Here is a 16,898-nt window from a genome sequence, read left to right as displayed (position 1 = left end):
ACGCCCGGTTACATTCCGAACCCGGAAGCTAAGCCCTCCAGCGCCGATGGTACTGCACTCGGGAGGGTGTGGGAGAGTAGGACACCGCCGGACATTCTTTCCAGTCGAGGGCCGCCCCCCCCGGGTCGGCCCTCGACTGCGTAGCGTCGGTTCCGGCGCAATCAGGAAGGATGTACCTGTGAGTTCAGGACCGCACGACGGCGACCGTCCTCGTCGTTCCGAAGACCGCTCCGACCGACGTGACGGGGCGCCCCGACGCGACGACCGTCCCCCGTACCGCGGCGATCGAGCCGGTGGTCAGCACGGCGGCCAGGGCGGTGGTTTCCGTGGCGGTGACCGCCGCGAGGGCGGGTTCCGGGGTGCTTCCCGTGACGACTCCCGCCCCGCTGGCGGCAGCGACCGCCGAGATGGCGACAGCCGCGGTGCACCGCGCGGTGAAGGCCGCGACTTCCGCGGCGGCGACCGTCGTGAGGGTGGTTTCCGTTCCGGCCCGCGTGAGGGCGGGTACCAGAGCGGCGGCTCCCGTGAGGGTGGCTTCCGTTCCGGTCCGCGTGAGGGTGGCTCCCGTGAGGGTGGCTTCCGGTCTGGCCCGCGTGAGGGTGGCTTCCGTGGTGGTGACCGTCGTGAGGGCGGTTTCCGTTCCGGCTCGCGTGAGGGTGGGTACCAGGGTGGTGGCTCGCGTGAGGGTGGTTTCCGGTCTGGTCCGCGTGAAGGTGGATCCGGTGGTGACCGTCGTGAGGGCGGTTTCCGTTCCGGCTCGCGTGAGGGTGGGTACCAGGGTGGTGGCTCCCGTGAGGGTGGCTTCCGGTCTGGCCCGCGTGAGGGTGGCCCGTCGCGTGAGGGTGGCTTCCGTGGTGGTGACCGTCGTGAGGGCGGGTACCAGGGTGGTGGCTCGCGTGAGGGTGGTTTCCGGTCTGGCCCGCGTGAGGGTGGCCCGTCGCGTGAGGGCGGCTTCCGCGGCGGTGACCGTCGTGAAGGTGGCTTCCGTTCCGGCCCGCGTGAGGGTGGCCCGGCGCGTGAGGGCGGCTTCCGCGGCGGTGACCGTCGTGAGGGCGGGTACCAGGGCGGTGGCTCGCGTGAGGGTGGCTTCCGGTCCGGCTCCCGCGAGGGTGGCGGTGACCGGGCCGGTCAGGGCGAGCGTCCGCGCCGCGACGACCGCCGTGCTCCCGAGGACCGGCGACGGGAAGGCGGTTACACCGCCGGCCCCGCCCGCGACGACCGGCGGGACCGCGCCGGATCGGCGGAGGGCGACCGTACGACGGACGCGCCCGCGCTGCCGGACGAGATCGTCGCGACCGACCTGGACTCGACGGTCCGCGCCGAGCTGCTCTCGCTGGCCAAGCCGGTGGCGGACACCGTCGCCCGGCACCTGGTCGCGACCGGCCAGCTGATCGACGAGGCTCCGGTCGAGGCGCTGGCACACGCGATGGCCGCCCGGCGGCTCGCGTCGCGGATCTCGGCGGTCCGGGAGGCGGTCGGGTTGGCCGCGTACCACACGGGGGAGTGGCAGACGGCCATCGCCGAGCTGCGCACGTACCACCGGATGACCGGCTTGCAGAGCCACCTGGCGGTGCTCGCCGACTGCGAGCGGGCGCTCGGGCGGCCGGAACGGGCGATCGACCTGTTCCGGGGCGCCGACCAGGAGAAGCTGGACCAGGCCGTTGCGATCGAGCTGCTGATCGTGGCCGCCGGCGCCCGTGGTGACCTCGGCCAGAAGGACGCCGCGGTGGCGATGCTCCAGGTTCGTGAGCTGACGAGCGAGGCGACCGACCCGTGGGCTGCCCGGCTCCGGTACGCGTACGCCGACGCGCTGCTCGCGGTCGGGCGGCGCGAGGAGGCCCGGGAGTGGTTCTCCCGGGCGTCCGAGGTCGACACCGACGGCGAGACCGACGCGGCCGAGCGGCTGCTCGAACTCGACGGGGTGCAGATCGAGGGCGACGACGAGGACGACGAGCCGGCCGAGGAGATCGCTGCCGGGCCGGGAAGCCCGGGCGCGGTGCCGGCTGAGCCGGTCGCCGGCGGGGCGGACGACGAGGACGCCCTCGGTGCCGAGGACCGGGACGAGGACCTCGACTCTTCGGACGCCGCCGCCGCCGACCGCGACGAAGACGACGAGGACGAGGACGACGAGGACGAGGACGAGGGTGTCGACGGGCGGCGCGCCGACGACCCGGCCGGGGACGAGCTGACCGACGACGAGGCCGGCACCGTTGCCGCCCCGCCCGGGTCGGCGCGTGGCGAAAAGCCAGCCGGCGACCGCGAATCGGGTACGGACCAGCGGTGACCACGGACGCCGGGGGTCGGCTGGCCGACGGGTACTCGCTGGTCGTCTTCGACCTGGACGGGGTGATCTACCTGATCGACCGGCCGATCCCCGGCGCCGTCGCGGCGGTGGGTCGGCTGCGCGCGGAGGGACGGGCGGTCGCGTACGCCACGAACAACGCGTCCCGTCGTTCCAGCGAGGTCGCCGACCTGCTCACCGGGATGGGCGTGCCCGCCACCCCGGAGGAGGTGCTGACCTCGGCAGCCGCCTCTGCCGAACTGCTGGCGGAGCGGCTGCCCGCCGGCGCGGCTGTCCTGGTGGTGGGGGCGGAGGCGCTGCGCGCCGAGGTCGGCGCGGTCGGGCTGCGCCCGGTCTCCCACGCCGACGACGCCCCGGCCGCGGTGGTGCAGGGGTACGGCCCACAGGTCGGCTGGGCGGACCTGGCCGAGGCGTCGCTGGCAGTGCGGGCGGGCGCGATCTGGATCGCCACGAACACCGACCGCACCCTGCCGAGCGGGCGTGGCCCGCTGCCGGGCAACGGATCGCTGGTGGCCGTGCTGCGCACCGCGCTCGACCGGGAACCGGACGTGGTGGTGGGCAAGCCCGAGCCGGCGCTGTTCGCCACCGCCGCCCGCCGGGCCGGTGAGGGGCGCGCCCTGGTGGTGGGCGACCGGCTGGACACCGACATCGAGGGTGCGCGCCGGGCCGGGCTGGACAGCCTGCTGGTGCTCACCGGCGTCAGCGATGTGCCCGAGCTGCTGGCCGCAGCCCCGGCGCGTCGCCCGACGTACGTCTCGGTCGATCTGGCCGGGCTGTTCGACCCGGCGGCGGTGGTCCGGGTTCCCGGCGACCCGGAGACCGGTGGCTGGTCGGCGACCGTGGCCGACGACGGCGTGCTGGAACTGACCGGGGCGGGACGGCCGCTGGACGCCCTGGCCGCCCTCTGCGCCGTCGCGTGGGCGGCGGACGCCGGCCCGGCGGTCCGGGCGGGGTCGCCGGAGGCCATCGAGGCGTTGGCCGACCTCGGCCTGACGGACTGATCCGGGGACCGGCGTCCCGGCCGGTCAGAGCAGCTTGCGGAGCTTCAGCAGGTCGAACGGGTTCGCCTTGATCGAGACCTGCTTGGACGCCACCGCCCGGGTGACGTCGAGCTCGCCGCGGACGAGGGCGAGCAGATTGTCGCTGCTGGTGCTCAGCGCGATCTTCGCCTTCGGGTCGTCGCCGTCGGTCAGGTCGAGCAGCCGCCCGTCGGCGAGTCGGCCGTGGAAGGCCGCACCCAGATCGGTCACCCGGCAGGCCAGAGTGCGGTCCAGGTCGATCCGCCCCCGCACGGTCTCGGCGTTGCGGTCCAGCCGGGCGGCCAGATTTTGCAACGCCTGCCGGCACTCGTCCACGCTGGCCACATCGTCTCCTCACACCTCGCCACGCCCGTTTCCCGGCACCGTACCGCAATGGGCGTCGCGCGGCGCCCGGTAGCGTGACACCTGAAACCCCACCCCCGTGGAAGGACTCAGGCATGCAGGACGCGTGGCGCGCCTACCTCGGACTGGCCATGGGCCTGACGGAGGCCCCCCGGAAGAAGGCCCAGGACGTCGTACGCCGGCTGGTCGGCTCCGGTGAGGCGACGGCCACCCAGCTCCAGGCCCTCGCCGAGGAGCTGGTCTCGACCGGTGTGGCCAACCGGGAGGCGCTGACCAAACTGGTGCGCTTCGAGGTGGACCGCGCGCTCGGCGCGGTGGGACTGGCGGCCGCCGACGAGGTGGCCGAGCTGACCCGCCGGGTGCACGAGTTGGAGCGTCAGCTCCGGGAGGCCAAGGCGGGCCCGGCCGCACCCGTCGGGTCCGCACTGCCGGCCGGCGCGGCGGAGCCGGCCCCCCTGCCCTCCGCCGCCGTGGAGCCGACGGGCCCCGCCGCCCCGGACGCGGTGGCGACGCAGGCCGTGACGAAGAAGACGGTGGCCAAGAAGGCCGTCGCGAAGAAGACCATCGCCCGCAAGCCGCAGGCCACGGTGAGCCGTACCGGTACCGACGAGGGTGGCGCGGAGCCGGCCCGGCCGGTGAAGGCGGTGCCGCGCAAGCAGCAGCCCGGCGGCGCGAAGTGAACGTACCCGCGACGGGCCGAGGCGAGCGGTGAGCGCGCCGTTCCGGCCGGGCCCGCCGCCCGGTCCCCGGCCGGGTCCGTCGCCGCGCCCGGTCGGCGTCGACGACGACGGGGCGGTCCGGCACCCGGCGGTGGACGCCGCCGTCCAGGCGATGGCGAACGCCGCGGCGCTCTCGCCGGCAGACCAGATCCCGCAGTACGAGGCGGCGTACCAGACGCTGCGCGAGACGCTCGCCACCATCGACCAGGCCTGACCGACCGGAGAACCTTCCCATGGCACGTCGCACCCGGCTCGACGCCGAACTCGTCCGCCGCGGGCTGGCCCGCTCCCGGGAGCAGGCCGCCGCGCTCGTGGAGGCCGGGCGGGTCCGGCTTCGCGGGGTGCCGGCCCGCAAGGCCGCCGCGATGGTCGACCCCGCCGACCCGCTGCTGGTCACCGGTGCCGACCCCGTCTCGGAGTACGTCTCCCGGGGCGGGCACAAGCTGGCCGGCGCGCTTGCCGCGTTCACCCCGGGCGGGCTGCGGGTGGCCGGCCGCCGCTGCCTCGACGCCGGCGCGTCGACCGGCGGCTTCACCGACGTCCTGCTGCGCGCCGACGCGGCCGAGGTGGTCGCCGTGGACGTCGGGTACGGCCAGCTCGCCTGGTCGCTGCGCACCGACGACCGGGTACGCGTCCTCGAACGCACCAACGTCCGCACCCTGACCCCGGAGGTGATCGGCGGGCAGGTCGACCTGACGGTGGCCGACCTGTCGTTCATCTCGCTGCGGCTGGTGCTGCCGGCGCTGGCCGCCTGCACCCGGCCCGACGGCGACCTGGCGCTGATGGTCAAGCCCCAGTTCGAGGTGGGCAGGGACCGGGTCGGCGCCGGCGGGGTGGTGCGCGACGAGGCGTTGCGCGCCGAGGCCGTCCTCGATGTGGCGGCGGCGGCGGCCACGCTCGGCCTGGGTCTGGCGGACGTTACCGCGAGCCCACTGCCGGGGCCCAGCGGCAACGTCGAGTTCTTCGTATGGTTACGCCGGGGCGCGTCGACGGCCGACCCGCAGCGGGTGCGGGCCGTCGTGGCGGCCGGCCCGCAGGGCCCGCCCCCGTCCGGCAGCACGCCGGACGCGGCCCCGCAGGAGCCGGAAACGGCCCCGGAGGAGGTGGCAGGGTGAGCGCGAGGGATCCGGTGAGTCGTACCGCGCTGCTCGTGACGCACACGGGCCGGCGCCGCAGCACCGAGCACGCCAGGGCGGTCGCAGCGGACCTGATCGCCGCGGGCTTCGAGGTGCGGGTGGTGGCCGAGGAGGCCGAGGACCTGGACCTGCCCGGCGTGGTGCCGGTGACCGGCCCCGAGGCCGCACAGGGCGCGGAGATCGTCTTCGCCCTCGGCGGGGACGGCACGTTCCTGCGGGCAGCCGAGCTGGCCCGCCCGACGAAGGTGCCGCTGCTCGGTATCAACCTCGGCAAGGTCGGCTTCCTCGCCGAGGCGGAGATCGACGACCTCGACGTGGCGGTGCGCGACGTGGTCGAGCGCAACTACACGGTGGACGAACGGCTCACCCTGGACGTGACCGCGGAGTTCGACGGCGGCCCGACGATCGAGTCCTGGGCGCTCAACGAGATCAGCGTCGAGAAGGGCGAGCGGGCCCAGATGCTGGAGCTCCTCGTCGACGTGGACGGCCGGCCGCTGTCGCGGTACGGCTGCGACGGCGTGGTGTGCGCGACACCGACCGGCTCCACCGCGTACGCGTTCTCCGGTGGCGGGCCGGTGGTCTGGCCGGAGGTGGAGGCGCTGCTGTTGGTGCCGATCAGCGCGCACGCGCTGTTCAGCCGGCCCCTGGTCACTTCGCCGACGTCGACGTTCTCGATCACGGTGGACCCGTTCACCACCCTGGCGGTGCTCTGCTGCGACGGCCGGCGCGTGTACGACCTGCCGCCGGGTGCCAGGGTCACGGTGCGTCGTGGCGCGTTGCCGGTGTGTGTGGTGCGGCTGCAGGCCCGGTCGTTCACCGACCGGTTGGTGGCGAAGTTCGGGCTGCCGGTGCACGGCTGGCGGGGCAACCGTAGGTGAGCGAGGTCTCCCCGGCGTCCCGCCGACGGTGACCAGCAGGCTGGACGGCGGGCCGGGGGCGGCGCCGGGGCGGGTGTTCGCCCGGGTCGGCGCCGCGTCCCGGCCGCGCCGGCTGGTCAACTGTCGGGGACCGCGTCTACTGTCGGGTGCTGTGCTGGAAGAGCTGCGCATCACCGGACTGGGCGTCATCGAGGACACCACGCTGCCGTTGGCCGGTGGGATGAACGTCATCACCGGCGAGACCGGTGCCGGCAAGACGATGGTGGTGACCGGTCTCGGCCTGCTCTTCGGTGGCCGGGCCGACGCCGGCCGGGTGCGCGCCCAGCCGGGCCGTGCGGTGGTCGAGGGGCGGCTGCGCCTCGTCGGTCGGGTCGCGGCGGCCGTGCACGCCCGGGTCATCGACGCCGGCGGCGAGCCCGACGACGACGGCGCGCTGCTGCTGAGCCGGACGGTCACCCTGGAGGGGCGCTCCCGGGCGCACCTGGGCGGGCGCAGCATGCCGGTGGCGATGCTCGGCGAGGTCGGCGAGCAGGTGGTGGCGGTGCACGGCCAGTCCGACCAACTGCGCCTGCTGCGACCGACCGAGCAGCGGGCCGCGCTGGACCGGTTCGCCGGGCCGGAGCACGAGAAGCTGACAGACGCGCTGCGCGAGACGTACACCCGGTGGCGGACGGTGGTCGAGGACCTGGCCGACCGGCGGCGCAACGCCCGGGCCCGCAGCCAGGAGGCCGACCTGCTCCGGCTGGGGCTGGACGAGATCAGCCGGGTCGACCCGCAGCCGGGTGAGGACAACGAGCTGAAGGCGGAGGCGCAGCGCCTGGAGCACGCCGAGGGGCTGCGCACGGCGGCGCAGACGGCGCACCAGTGCGTGGCCGGCGGTGCCGAGTCGACTGACGAGACGCCGGACGCCACGGCGCTGCTCGGGCTGGCCCGGCGCACGCTGGAGGCGCAGGCCGGCACCGACGCGGCCCTGGGCGACCTGGCGGCCCGGCTGGAGGAAGCGGCGACTCTGGTCGCCGACGTCTCCGCCGAGCTGTCGGCGTACCTGGCGGCGCTGGACGCCGACCCGGCGCGGTTGCAGACCATCTACGAGCGGCGGGCGGCGCTGCGGGGGCTGACCCGCAAGTACGCCGACGACGTCGACGGGGTGGTCGCCTGGGCGGAGCGGGCCCGCGTCCGGCTTTCCGACCTGGGCACCTCCGACGAGTTCCTCGACGAACTGGGCCGGGAGGCGTCCCGGCTGGCCGGTGAGGTGGCCGAGCTGGCCGGGCGGGTGTCGACATCCCGACAGGAGGCGGCGACCCGGTTCGCCGAGCAGGTCACCGTCGAGCTGGCCGGGCTGGCCATGCCGCACGCCCGGATCGAGGTGGCGGTGCTGCCCCGATCGGTGGGGAAGTCGGAGCCGAGCCTGCCGGTCAATGGCGTCGAGGTCGGAGTGGGTCCGGACGGCGGTGACGAGGTGGAGCTGCGGCTGCTGGCCCATCCGGGCGCACCGTCGCTGCCGTTGCAGCGCGGCGCGTCCGGCGGTGAGCTGTCCCGGGTGATGCTCGCCATCGAGGTGGTCTTCGCCGGTTCCGGTGGCCCGCCCACCCTGGTCTTCGACGAGGTCGACGCGGGTGTCGGTGGCCAGGCGGCGGTGGAGATCGGCCGTCGGCTGGCCCGGCTGGCCCGCAGTCACCAGGTGCTGGTGGTCACCCACCTGCCGCAGGTGGCCGCGTTCGCGGACCGGCACCTGGTGGTGGCGAAGGACACCGGGGGCGCGGTCACCACCAGCGGGGTGCGGGTGGTGGAGGACACCGCGCGGGCCCGCGAGCTGGCCCGGATGCTGGCGGGTTTGCCGGACTCGGATCTGGGTATCGCCCACGCGGAGGAGCTGTTGGCCGTCGCGGCTCGGGAAAGGCGGCCCTGACCGCGGCCGATTGTGAGCGCAGGCACACCAGTGTGCGCTGCGGTGTGCTTCCCTGGGTAGGCGGCCCTGCCCAGGCATGTCGCGACAGAATTGCCTGCCTCACATGCCAGGATGGTCACGATGCGTCTACCCACGTTGCGCCGGAACCGGAGCGCGGAACCGGACACAGTCCTCGGCACCGCGCGCCTCGATCGCCGGACGAAACGCCTGGTCGGCCGGCTGCGCCCGGGCGACATCGCGATCATCGACCACGTCGACCTGGACCGGGTGGCGGCCGATTCGTTGGTCGCCGTCGGGGTCGCCGCCGTGCTCAACGCCAAACCATCGGTCTCCGGCCGGTATCCGAATCTCGGCCCCGAGGTGCTGGTCGCCGGCGGCATCCCGCTCCTGGACGACCTCGGTGAGGGGATCTTCGAGCAGGTCCGGGAGGGCGACACCGTCCGGATCGAGGGCAACACCGTCTACGTCGGCGGCGAGCCGGTCGCGCACGGCGCCCTCCAGGACACCGAGACGGTGGCCAAGGCGATGGCCGACGCCCGGGAGGGGCTGTCGGTGCAGTTGGAGGCGTTCGCCGCCAACACCATGGACTACCTCCGGCAGGAACGCGACCTGCTCCTCGACGGCGTCGGCGTGCCGGAGATCCAGACCCAGATCCAGGGCCGGCACTGTCTGATCGTGGTGCGCGGCTACGACTACAAGGACGACCTGGACGTGCTGCGCCCGTACATCCGGGAGTTCAAGCCGGTGCTGATCGGCGTGGACGGCGGGGCGGACGCGCTGGTGGAGGCGGGCTACACCCCCGACATGATCATCGGGGACATGGACTCGGTCACCGACGACGTGCTGCGCTGCGGCGCCGAGGTGGTCGTGCACGCGTACCCGGACGGGCGGGCGCCGGGGCTGCCCCGGGTCAACGGGCTGGGCGTCCCGGCGATCACCTTCCCGGCGGCGGCGACCAGCGAGGACCTGGCGATGCTGCTGGCCGACGAGAAGGGCGCCTCGCTGCTGGTGGCGGTCGGCACGCACGCCACCCTGGTCGAGTTCCTCGACAAGGGCCGGGGCGGGATGGCCTCGACGTTCCTCACCCGGCTCAAGGTCGGCGGGAAGCTGGTGGACGCCAAGGGCGTCAGCCGGCTCTACCGGCAGAGCATCTCCGGCTCCTCCCTGCTGCTGCTGGTGCTCGCGGCGGTGGCGGCGATGGCCTCCGCCGTGGCGGTCTCCACCGTCGGCAAGGCATATCTGGGCGTGGTCAGCGAATGGTGGAACAATTTCGTGTTCCAGCTCGGCCAGCTCTTCTAGCTCCCGACCGATCAAGAGGCTGCAAGCGTGATCAACTTTCGCTACCACGTGGTGTCCCTGACCGCGGTCTTCCTGGCGTTGGCCATCGGCCTGGTGGTCGGCACGGCCGCCCTCAACGGCCCGGTGGCCGACTCGCTCAAGGAGCGCGTGAACGAGCTGAGCAAGGACAACCAGCAGAGGCGCCAGATGGTCAACAGCATGCAGAAGGAACTGGAGATGGAGGAGCAGTTCGCCGCCGAGATCGCCCCGATCGTGCTGTCGGGCAAGCTCGCCGGCCGCCGGGTGCTGGTGCTCGACCTGCCCAGCGGGCGGGAGCACGCCGAGGGCGTGCTGAAGATGCTCCGGACCGCCGGGGCCACCGTCACCGGTCGGGTCGACCTCCAGGACAAGTTCATCGACCCGGACAACAACAGCAACCTGATGGAACTGGCTGTCACCGCCGCCCGGCCCAGCGCCCCCGCCTCCGGCCTGCCCGGCAACGGCCATGGCGTCGAGACCTCCAGCGCCCTGCTGGCCAGCGTCCTGCTGGACCGGGCCGGCGGCACCCCCGCCACCGAGGCCGACCGTAGGGCGGTGCTGGCGTCGTACACCAACACCGGTTACCTGACGACCGACGAGAAGGTGACCGGGCCGGCCGAGGCGGTGGTGCTGGTCAGCGGGCAGCCGTACGTGGACAAGGACTCGGCGAAGAAGGACGAGTCGGTGGTCAAGGTCGCCGAGCAGTTCGACCGGGCCGGCGCGATCGTGGTGGCCGGCACCGGCTCGGAGGGCGGGAACGTGGTATCGGTGGTCCGGGGCGACCCGGTGCTGTCGCAGACCATCTCCACCGTCGACGACGCCAACACCACGCAGGGGCAACTGGTCACCAGCCTGGCGCTGGTGCAGCAGGTCGTCGAGAAGAAGGCCGGCCAGTACGGCGTAGGCGACAATGCCACCGCACTGGTGCCTAGACTGCCCCAGTGAGCGAACGACGTACCCGGCTGTCCGATCCCGCCCGCCACGTCGGCGGCGTCCTGAACGGGGTGATTGCGTGAGCCTGTTGGGCCGCCTGCTGATTGCCGGGGCCGGCGCCGCCGCCGCCCGGTACGCGCTGCGCGAGGTGCGCACCTCGCCGGTCGCCCCGGCCCTGGAACGCACCAACTTCCGGGGCCGCACCCTCACCCTGGCCGCCGGCCCGGCGCTCGCCGCCGGCGCCGCCGCGGCCGGCGCGCTCGGCGCGCCCAGCGGGCCCGCAGGCGCCGCCGCGCTGGTGGCCGGCGTGGGCGGGGGAGCGGTCGGCGTCTACGACGACATGGTCGGCGCCCGGCCGGAGCAGAAGGCCGCCAAGGGCTTCGCCGGGCACCTCGCCGCGCTGCGGGAGGGGCGGGTCACCGCCGGCCTCGTCAAGATCGTCGGAGTGGGCGCAGCCGGTCTCGGCGCCGCCGCGCTGCTCGCCGCCGACCCCACCGTCGCCGCCCATCCCCGCCGGCAGCGCCACGGCGCGGTCGGCCGCACCGTCGACGTGCTGCTCGGCGCCGGGGTGATCGCCGGCACGGCCAACCTGCTCAACCTGCTCGACCTGCGGCCGGGGCGGGCCCTGAAGTCCGGCCTGCTGCTCGGCGCGCCCCTGGCGCGCGGGCCGCACGGCGGGATCGCCGCCGGTGCGGTGGGCGCCGCCGCCGGCCTGCTCAGCGACGACCTCGACGAGCAGGTGATGATCGGCGACGGCGGGGCCAACGCGCTCGGCGCGCTGCTCGGGGTGGCCCTCGCGGCCCGCACCGGGCCGCTCGGCCGGGCCGGCGCGCTCGCCGTGCTCGCCGGGCTCACCGCGGTCAGCGAGAAGGTCAGTTTCACCCAGGTCATCCAGGCCACCCCGGGCCTGCGCGAGCTGGACGCACTGGGCCGGCGCACCGACTGACGTGAAGACTCCGGCACCCCTCGCCGGCGCCGGCCGGGTGGCCGGAGCGGCCGCGTTGATCGCCGTGCTCACGGTGGTCAGTCGGCTCGCCGGCTTCGGCCGCACGGCCGCGTTCACCTTGGTGATGGAGCGCAGCGATCTCGGCGGCATGTACGTGATCGCGAACACCGTGCCGAACATCATCTTCGAGATCGTGGCCGGTGGGGCGCTGGCCAGTCTGGTCGTACCGCTGCTGGCCGGCCCGGTCGCGGCGGGGGACCGGCGGGCGGTGGGCGCGACAACCGGGGCCCTGCTGACCTGGACGGTGACCCTGCTGGTGCCGCTGGCCGTGGCGGTCGCGTTGCTGGCCGGCCCGATCGTCGAGGCGATCAGCTCCGGGCGCAGCCCGACGGAGCTGGCCGCAGGCGCCCGGATGCTGCGGGTCTTCGCCCCCCAGTTGCCGCTCTACGGCATCGGCATCGTGCTGACCGGGGTGCTCCAGGCGCACCGCCGGTTCGCCTGGCCGGTCATCGCCCCGCTGCTGTCCAGCCTCACCGTGATCGTGGTGTACCTGGCCTTCGGGGGCACCGAGGGACGGGGGGCCACCATCGCCGGGGTGAGCCGGGCCGGTGAGCTGGCGCTGTCCGCCGGCACCACCCTCGGCGTGGTGGTGCTGTCGTTGTCGCTGCTGATCCCACTGCGCCGGTTGGGCCTGCGGCTGCGCCCCGGGTACGCGTTCGACGCCGACACCCGGGCCCGGGTCGGCGGCCTAGCGGTGGCCGGGGCGGTAACCGTCACCGCCCAGCAACTCGCCCTCGCGGTGATCATCAAGAGCGTCTCGGGCGGCCCCACCGGCTCGCCACAGGTGTTCAACCTGGCCCAGACGATGTACCTGCTGCCCTGGGCGGTGCTGGCCGTGCCCCTCGCGGTCGCCGCGTACCCGACCCTGGCGGCGGCGTCGGCGGCCGGCGACGAGGAGGCGTACCGGCGCACCCTCGCCTCGACCACCCGTGGTGTGTTCCTGTTCAGCTGCCTCGGCGCGGCGGCGCTGGCCGGCACCGCAGCGCCGGTCGCCGCGTTCTTCTACCCGGACGACCCCGCCCCGGTCGCCGCCGGGATCGCCGGCTTCGCCCCGGGCCTGCTCGGCTACGGGCTGTTCGCGGTGCTCTCCCGGGCCCTGTACGCCCGGGGCGACACCCGGCCGGCCACCGCCGCGATCAGCGTCGGCTGGCTCGCCGTGCCATTGGCCGTCGCCCCGCTCGCGGCGCTGCTGCCCCGCGCCGACCGGGTGCTCGCGGTGACCCTGGCCAACTCGGCCGGGATGCTGCTGCTCGGCGCCCTGCTGCTGGTCGCGGTGCGCCGCGCGGCCGGTCACGTCGCGCTGGCCGGCGGGGCCCGCGCCGGGGTGGCCGGGCTGCTCGGCGGGGCGCTCGGCGCGCTCGCCGGGGCGGGCGTCGCCCGGGTGCTGGCCGGGGCCGGCGACGGCACCCCGACGGCACCAGCGGCACTCGTGCAGGGCATGCTGTCCGCAGCCGTGGTCGGCATCGTGTTCCTCGCCGTCGTGTACCTGACCGACCGGCGGGACGTCCGGCCGCTGCTGGCCGCCGCGCGCCGCCGGCTGGGCGGGGCGGGCCGGGGAGCCGGGCGCGCCGTTGGGCCTCGGCAGGAGGGCGTGGTCCCCCCGGAACGGGGCGACGGAAAGGAGACGGTGTCCGGGTGAGCGCGACGACGTGCGGCGGGCCGACGGCGGCGGTGGTCCGGGGGTGGTCGCGGTGACGGACGCGACGCCGAACGTCCGCCGAAACGGCACCGTGGCACTGCTGCTCGCCTCCAGCACCGGCGGCGTCGGCCAGCACGTCCGCTCCGTCGCCCGCGGGCTAGCCGAGGCGGGCGCTCCGGTGCTGGTCTGCGGTCCGGCCGCCACCGAGGAGCAGTTCGACTTCACCGGCGTGGGCGCCCGGTTCCGGCCGGTGGAGATCCCGGCCAGCCCCACCCCCGCCGACGCCCGGGCGGTCGCCGCGCTGCGCCGCGCGCTGGCCGCCGAGCCCGCCGCTGAGCCCGTCGCGGTGCTGCACGCGCACGGGCTGCGCGCCGGGCTGGTCGCCGTCCTCTCCAGGCCGGCGGCCCCACTGGTGGTCACCTGGCACAACGCGGTCCTCGCCCGGGGGTTGCGCGGCGCCCTGTCCCGTCTCGCCGAGCGGATCGTCGCCCGGGGCGTCCGGGTCGCGCTCGGCGCCTCCACCGACCTGGTCGAGCGGGCCGCCGCGCTCGGCGCCGCCGACGCCCGGCTCGCCCCGGTCGCCGCGCCGACGCTGCCCGCGCCGCGCCGCCGCCGGGCCGCTGTCCGCGCCGAGTTCGGGGTGGCCGCCGACCAGCCGCTGATCGTCTCGGTCGGCCGGCTGCACCCCCAGAAGCGGTACGACGTCCTCATCGACGTCGCTGCCCGGTTGCGCGGCCGGACCCCGCCGCCGGTCGTGGTGATCGCCGGCAGCGGGCCGGCGTACCTGCCGCTGGCCGCCCGGGTCTCCGCAGCCCGCGCCCCGGTCACCCTGCTCGGGCACCGCACCGACGTGGCCGACCTGCTGGCCGGCGCCGACCTGGCCGTGGTGACCAGCGACTGGGAGGCTCGCCAACTCTTCGCCCAGGAGGCGCTGCACGCCGGCGTACCCCTGGTGGCGACCGCCGTCGGCGGCCTGCCGGAGCTGGTCGGCGACGCGGCCGTGCTGGTGCCCCCCGGCGACGTGGACGCTGTCGACGCCGCCGTGCGGGGGCTGCTCGACGACGCCGACCGCCGGGCCGAACTGGGCCGGGCCGGCGTGGCACGGGCCGGGACCTGGCCGACCGAGGCGGACACCGTCGCCGAGCTGGCCGCGCTCTACGCGGAGCTGGCCTCCGAAGCGGCCGGCCCGGCCACCCCCGACACCCCGTCGACGGGACACCGTTGATGCTGCGCAGAGTAACGCCGGCGCTGCTGACCCTGATGGTCGTGGTCCTCGGCGTCGCCGCCCTCGCCGCGCGGCCGACCGGGGAGGCCCCCAAGCGCACCGCCGACTTCGTGGTGCTGGCCGGGGTGGCGGGCCTGCGCTGGGACGACGTGGACCCGCAGGCCACCCCGACGCTGTGGCGGATGGCGCAGGAGGGCTCGATCGGCTCCCTGTCGGTGCGCTCCGCGCACCGGCCCACCTGTCCCGTCGACGGTTGGCTCACCCTCGGCGCCGGCAACTTCGCCGCCTGGAACGGCAGCCGCGGCACGGGTGCCTGCCCGTCCGCCGGAGTGACCGTGGAACAGCCCGACGGCATCGGCGCGAACCTGCCCGACCAGGGGCGCGTCGTGCAGTACAACCAGCAGCGCCGGTCCTGGGGCGCGGTGCCCGGCGCGCTGTCCGAGTCGGTGCGCTGCTCGGTCGCGGTCGGCCCCGGCGCGGCGGTGGCCGCCGCCCGCCCGTTCGGCCGGGTCGACCGGTACGCCGCGCGGCTGCCCGACGACCCAGCCCCGCTGCTCGGCTCCTGCGTGCTGAGCATCGTCGACCTCGGTGCCGTCTCCGGCGAGGACCCGGCAGCCCGGGCCGATCAGGCCCGCCGGGCGGACGCCGACCTGGCCCGGGTGCTCGCCGCCCGGCCCCCGCGCTCCCTGGTGCTGGTCGCCGGGGTTTCCGACACCGGCCTGCCGTCCCGGCTGCACGTCGCCGTCGCCGACGGCCCCGGCTGGGAGCGGGGTTGGCTGACCTCGCCCACCACCGGGCGGGAGGGCTACCTGCAACTGGTCGACCTGGCGCCGACCGCCCTCGCCGCGCTCGGCCGGCCGATGCCGGAGCGGCTGTTCCTCGGCCGGCCCGCGGTCACCGTCGGCGGCCGGCCGGCGGACCTGCCGGCCGCGCTCGCCGCACCGGCCGACGCCGACCGGGAGTCCGCCGCCCAGCGGTGGGTTGCCGGCTGGTTCTTCGCCCTGCTCACCGGCGCGCAGGTGTTGCTGGCCCTCGCGGTGCTTCCGCTGCTGCGCCGCGCCCGCCGGCACGCCGGGCCGGTCGGCCCGAAGCCGGTGCCCCGGCGGGTGGTGGCGACCGTGGAGCTGCTGCTCGTCGCCGTCGCACTGGCCGTGCCGGCGGCCCTGCTCGCCGACGTCGTGCCGTGGTGGCGCGGCGACCACGCCGGCTGGTGGTTCGCCATTGTGACGGCGCTGCTGGTGGTCGGGGGGACCGCCGCCGTCCGGTTCGCCCCCGGGCACGCCTCGACGCTCGGCCCACTCGGCGCGGTCGCCGGCCTGGCCACCCTCGTCGTCGCCACCGACGTGCTCACCGGGGCCCGGTTGCAGCTCAACGGGGTGGTCGGCTACTCGGCCCTGCAGGGCGGCCGGTTCGCCGGCCTGGGCACCGTCGGGCTCGGCGTGTTCATCGCCGGGTCGCTGCTCTGCGCCGGTTGGCTGGCCCAGAGGGTCCGCCGCCAGTGGCGGCCCATGGTGGTGGTCGCCGTCGGCGGGCTCGCCGTGGTGGTGGTCGGCAGCCCGTACCTGGGGACGGACTCGATCGGCGCGATCGCGCTGACCGCCGGGGTGAGCGTGGCCGCGGCGATCAGCACCGGCGGCTGGCTGACGGTCAGCCGGCTGGTCTGGGCCACCATGGCCGGGCTGGCCCTCACCATCGGTTACGCGGTGATCGACCTACGCCGGCCGGCCACCGAGCGGGGCAGCCTCGGCCGGTTCCTGGCCGCCGTCGGCGACGGCACCGGCGGGCTGACCGTGCACCGGTCCGGCGGCGCCAATTTCGAGACGCTGGTCAACAGCCCGCTGACCGTGCTGGCCCTGGCCGGCGCCCTGCTGGTCTGGTTCGCGTTGCTCCAGCCGTGGGGTGGGCTGATGCGGCTGTTCGGCATCTACCCGGCGATGCGGGCCGCGATGGCCGGCACGGCGGTGGCCGCCGTCATCGGTGGGGTGCTCAGCGGCTCCGCCCTCGACGTCGCCGGGGCCGCCGGGGCGCTGGCGGTGCCGATGGCGGCCCTCGCGGCGCTGCGGGTGCTCGACCACTCCACCGACCGGACCCAGCCAGCCGACGGCGGCCCGGCCAATGGCCGTCCCGGCGGGTCCGCGCGAACCCCGGATCGCGGCGACCTGGACGCGGCGGCGGCCCAGGCGGGCGGCCCGGCACCGGCCGGTTCGGCACCGGCCGGTCCGGCCGGCGAGGCCGGCGGCGCTGACCCGGCCCGATACACGCCGGATCGGGGCCCCCGCGCGTCAACCGAGGTTGCGACGGCCTGACCCCCCCGGGGCTGCCCTGGCGGGGGACCTCGGGTGCGGCCTGCGGGTCCGGCCCGGGGAGGTGTTAGCGTGGAATCCCGTGGATCGCGTGATCACTTTGCTGATCGGCACGGCGGTCTGCACGACCGCGACGGACGACACGGGAG

15 protein-coding genes and 1 rRNA gene are annotated in these 16,898 nt (G+C 75.5%); 14 read left to right on the top strand and 2 right to left on the bottom strand.

Annotated features, from left to right (window positions below; translation table 11 throughout):
- A 5S ribosomal RNA gene (rrf, locus tag ACFYZF_RS28430) occupies positions 1-93 on the top strand; the annotation flags it as partial.
- Positions 94-184: 91 nt separating this feature from the next.
- On the opposite strand, the gene ACFYZF_RS28425 is transcribed toward rrf, so the two are convergent.
- A complete protein-coding gene (locus tag ACFYZF_RS28425; protein WP_387025890.1) occupies positions 185-1,369 on the bottom strand; it encodes a hypothetical protein in 1,185 nt (394 codons plus the stop codon).
- Between ACFYZF_RS28425 and ACFYZF_RS28420 the strand changes: the two genes are divergently transcribed.
- Both ACFYZF_RS28420 and ACFYZF_RS28415 read left to right on the top strand, forming a co-directional pair.
- The gene (locus tag ACFYZF_RS28420; RefSeq protein WP_387025888.1) at positions 1,346-2,284 is read left to right on the top strand and encodes a tetratricopeptide repeat protein; all 939 of its coding nucleotides are present in this window, start codon (positions 1,346-1,348) and stop codon (positions 2,282-2,284) included. The two genes, ACFYZF_RS28425 and ACFYZF_RS28420, sit on opposite strands and share 24 nt — an antisense overlap.
- Positions 2,281-3,303 carry an HAD-IIA family hydrolase gene (locus ACFYZF_RS28415; RefSeq protein ID WP_387025886.1) on the top strand — a complete coding sequence of 341 codons (1,023 nt, stop codon included), beginning with the start codon at positions 2,281-2,283 and terminating at the stop codon, positions 3,301-3,303. Before ACFYZF_RS28420 ends, ACFYZF_RS28415 begins: the two co-directional genes overlap by 4 nt.
- A gap of 24 nt (positions 3,304-3,327) precedes the next feature.
- Here the strand turns inward: ACFYZF_RS28415 and ACFYZF_RS28410 are convergent, their stop codons facing one another.
- Positions 3,328-3,666 carry an alkyl sulfatase C-terminal domain-containing protein gene (locus ACFYZF_RS28410; RefSeq protein WP_387025885.1) on the bottom strand — a complete coding sequence of 113 codons (339 nt, stop codon included), beginning with the start codon at positions 3,664-3,666 and terminating at the stop codon, positions 3,328-3,330.
- 113 nt (positions 3,667-3,779) lie between these two features.
- On the opposite strand from ACFYZF_RS28410, the gene ACFYZF_RS28405 reads away from it, so the two are divergent.
- The 11 genes from ACFYZF_RS28405 to ACFYZF_RS28355 all read left to right on the top strand — a co-directional run bounded on the left by ACFYZF_RS28405 (position 3,780) and on the right by ACFYZF_RS28355 (position 16,752).
- Positions 3,780-4,364 carry a hypothetical protein gene (locus ACFYZF_RS28405; RefSeq protein WP_387025883.1) on the top strand — a complete coding sequence of 195 codons (585 nt, stop codon included), beginning with the start codon at positions 3,780-3,782 and terminating at the stop codon, positions 4,362-4,364.
- 28 nt (positions 4,365-4,392) lie between these two features.
- On the top strand, positions 4,393-4,617 hold the full coding sequence (locus ACFYZF_RS28400; RefSeq protein ID WP_387025881.1) for a hypothetical protein: 225 nt from the start codon (positions 4,393-4,395) through the stop codon (positions 4,615-4,617).
- Positions 4,618-4,636: 19 nt separating this feature from the next.
- Positions 4,637-5,518, top strand: coding sequence for a TlyA family RNA methyltransferase (locus ACFYZF_RS28395; RefSeq protein ID WP_387025879.1), 882 nt, complete (start codon positions 4,637-4,639; stop codon positions 5,516-5,518).
- A 14-nt stretch (positions 5,519-5,532) separates the two neighbouring features.
- The gene (locus tag ACFYZF_RS28390) at positions 5,533-6,417 is read left to right on the top strand and encodes an NAD kinase (RefSeq protein ID WP_387025896.1); all 885 of its coding nucleotides are present in this window, start codon (positions 5,533-5,535) and stop codon (positions 6,415-6,417) included.
- A 151-nt stretch (positions 6,418-6,568) separates the two neighbouring features.
- The gene (recN, locus tag ACFYZF_RS28385) at positions 6,569-8,326 is read left to right on the top strand and encodes a DNA repair protein RecN (protein WP_387025877.1); all 1,758 of its coding nucleotides are present in this window, start codon (positions 6,569-6,571) and stop codon (positions 8,324-8,326) included.
- A gap of 120 nt (positions 8,327-8,446) precedes the next feature.
- Positions 8,447-9,625, top strand: a complete 1,179-nt coding sequence (gene steA, locus ACFYZF_RS28380) for a putative cytokinetic ring protein SteA (protein ID WP_387025875.1) — start codon at positions 8,447-8,449, stop codon at positions 9,623-9,625.
- Between the two features lie 27 nt (positions 9,626-9,652).
- Positions 9,653-10,588, top strand: a complete 936-nt coding sequence (locus ACFYZF_RS28375; protein ID WP_387025873.1) for a copper transporter — start codon at positions 9,653-9,655, stop codon at positions 10,586-10,588.
- Positions 10,589-10,655: 67 nt separating this feature from the next.
- Complete coding sequence (locus ACFYZF_RS28370; RefSeq protein ID WP_387025871.1) at positions 10,656-11,522, top strand: hypothetical protein; 867 nt, start codon at positions 10,656-10,658, stop codon at positions 11,520-11,522.
- A 1-nt stretch (position 11,523) separates the two neighbouring features.
- Positions 11,524-13,221 carry a murein biosynthesis integral membrane protein MurJ gene (gene murJ / locus ACFYZF_RS28365; protein WP_387025869.1) on the top strand — a complete coding sequence of 566 codons (1,698 nt, stop codon included), beginning with the start codon at positions 11,524-11,526 and terminating at the stop codon, positions 13,219-13,221.
- Positions 13,222-13,273: 52 nt separating this feature from the next.
- A complete protein-coding gene (locus ACFYZF_RS28360; protein ID WP_387025868.1) occupies positions 13,274-14,446 on the top strand; it encodes a glycosyltransferase family 4 protein in 1,173 nt (390 codons plus the stop codon).
- A complete protein-coding gene (locus tag ACFYZF_RS28355; RefSeq protein ID WP_387025866.1) occupies positions 14,446-16,752 on the top strand; it encodes a hypothetical protein in 2,307 nt (768 codons plus the stop codon). Before ACFYZF_RS28360 ends, ACFYZF_RS28355 begins: the two co-directional genes overlap by 1 nt.
- The last annotated feature ends 146 nt before the right edge of the window (positions 16,753-16,898 follow it).

The sequence above is a fragment of the Micromonospora sp. NPDC001898 genome (assembly GCF_042891255.1).
In the GTDB taxonomy this organism is placed as follows: Bacteria; Actinomycetota; Actinomycetes; order Mycobacteriales; family Micromonosporaceae; genus Micromonospora.
The sequence above is the reverse complement of the archived record's forward strand: the minus strand, read 5'-3'. Positions and strand labels throughout refer to the sequence as shown.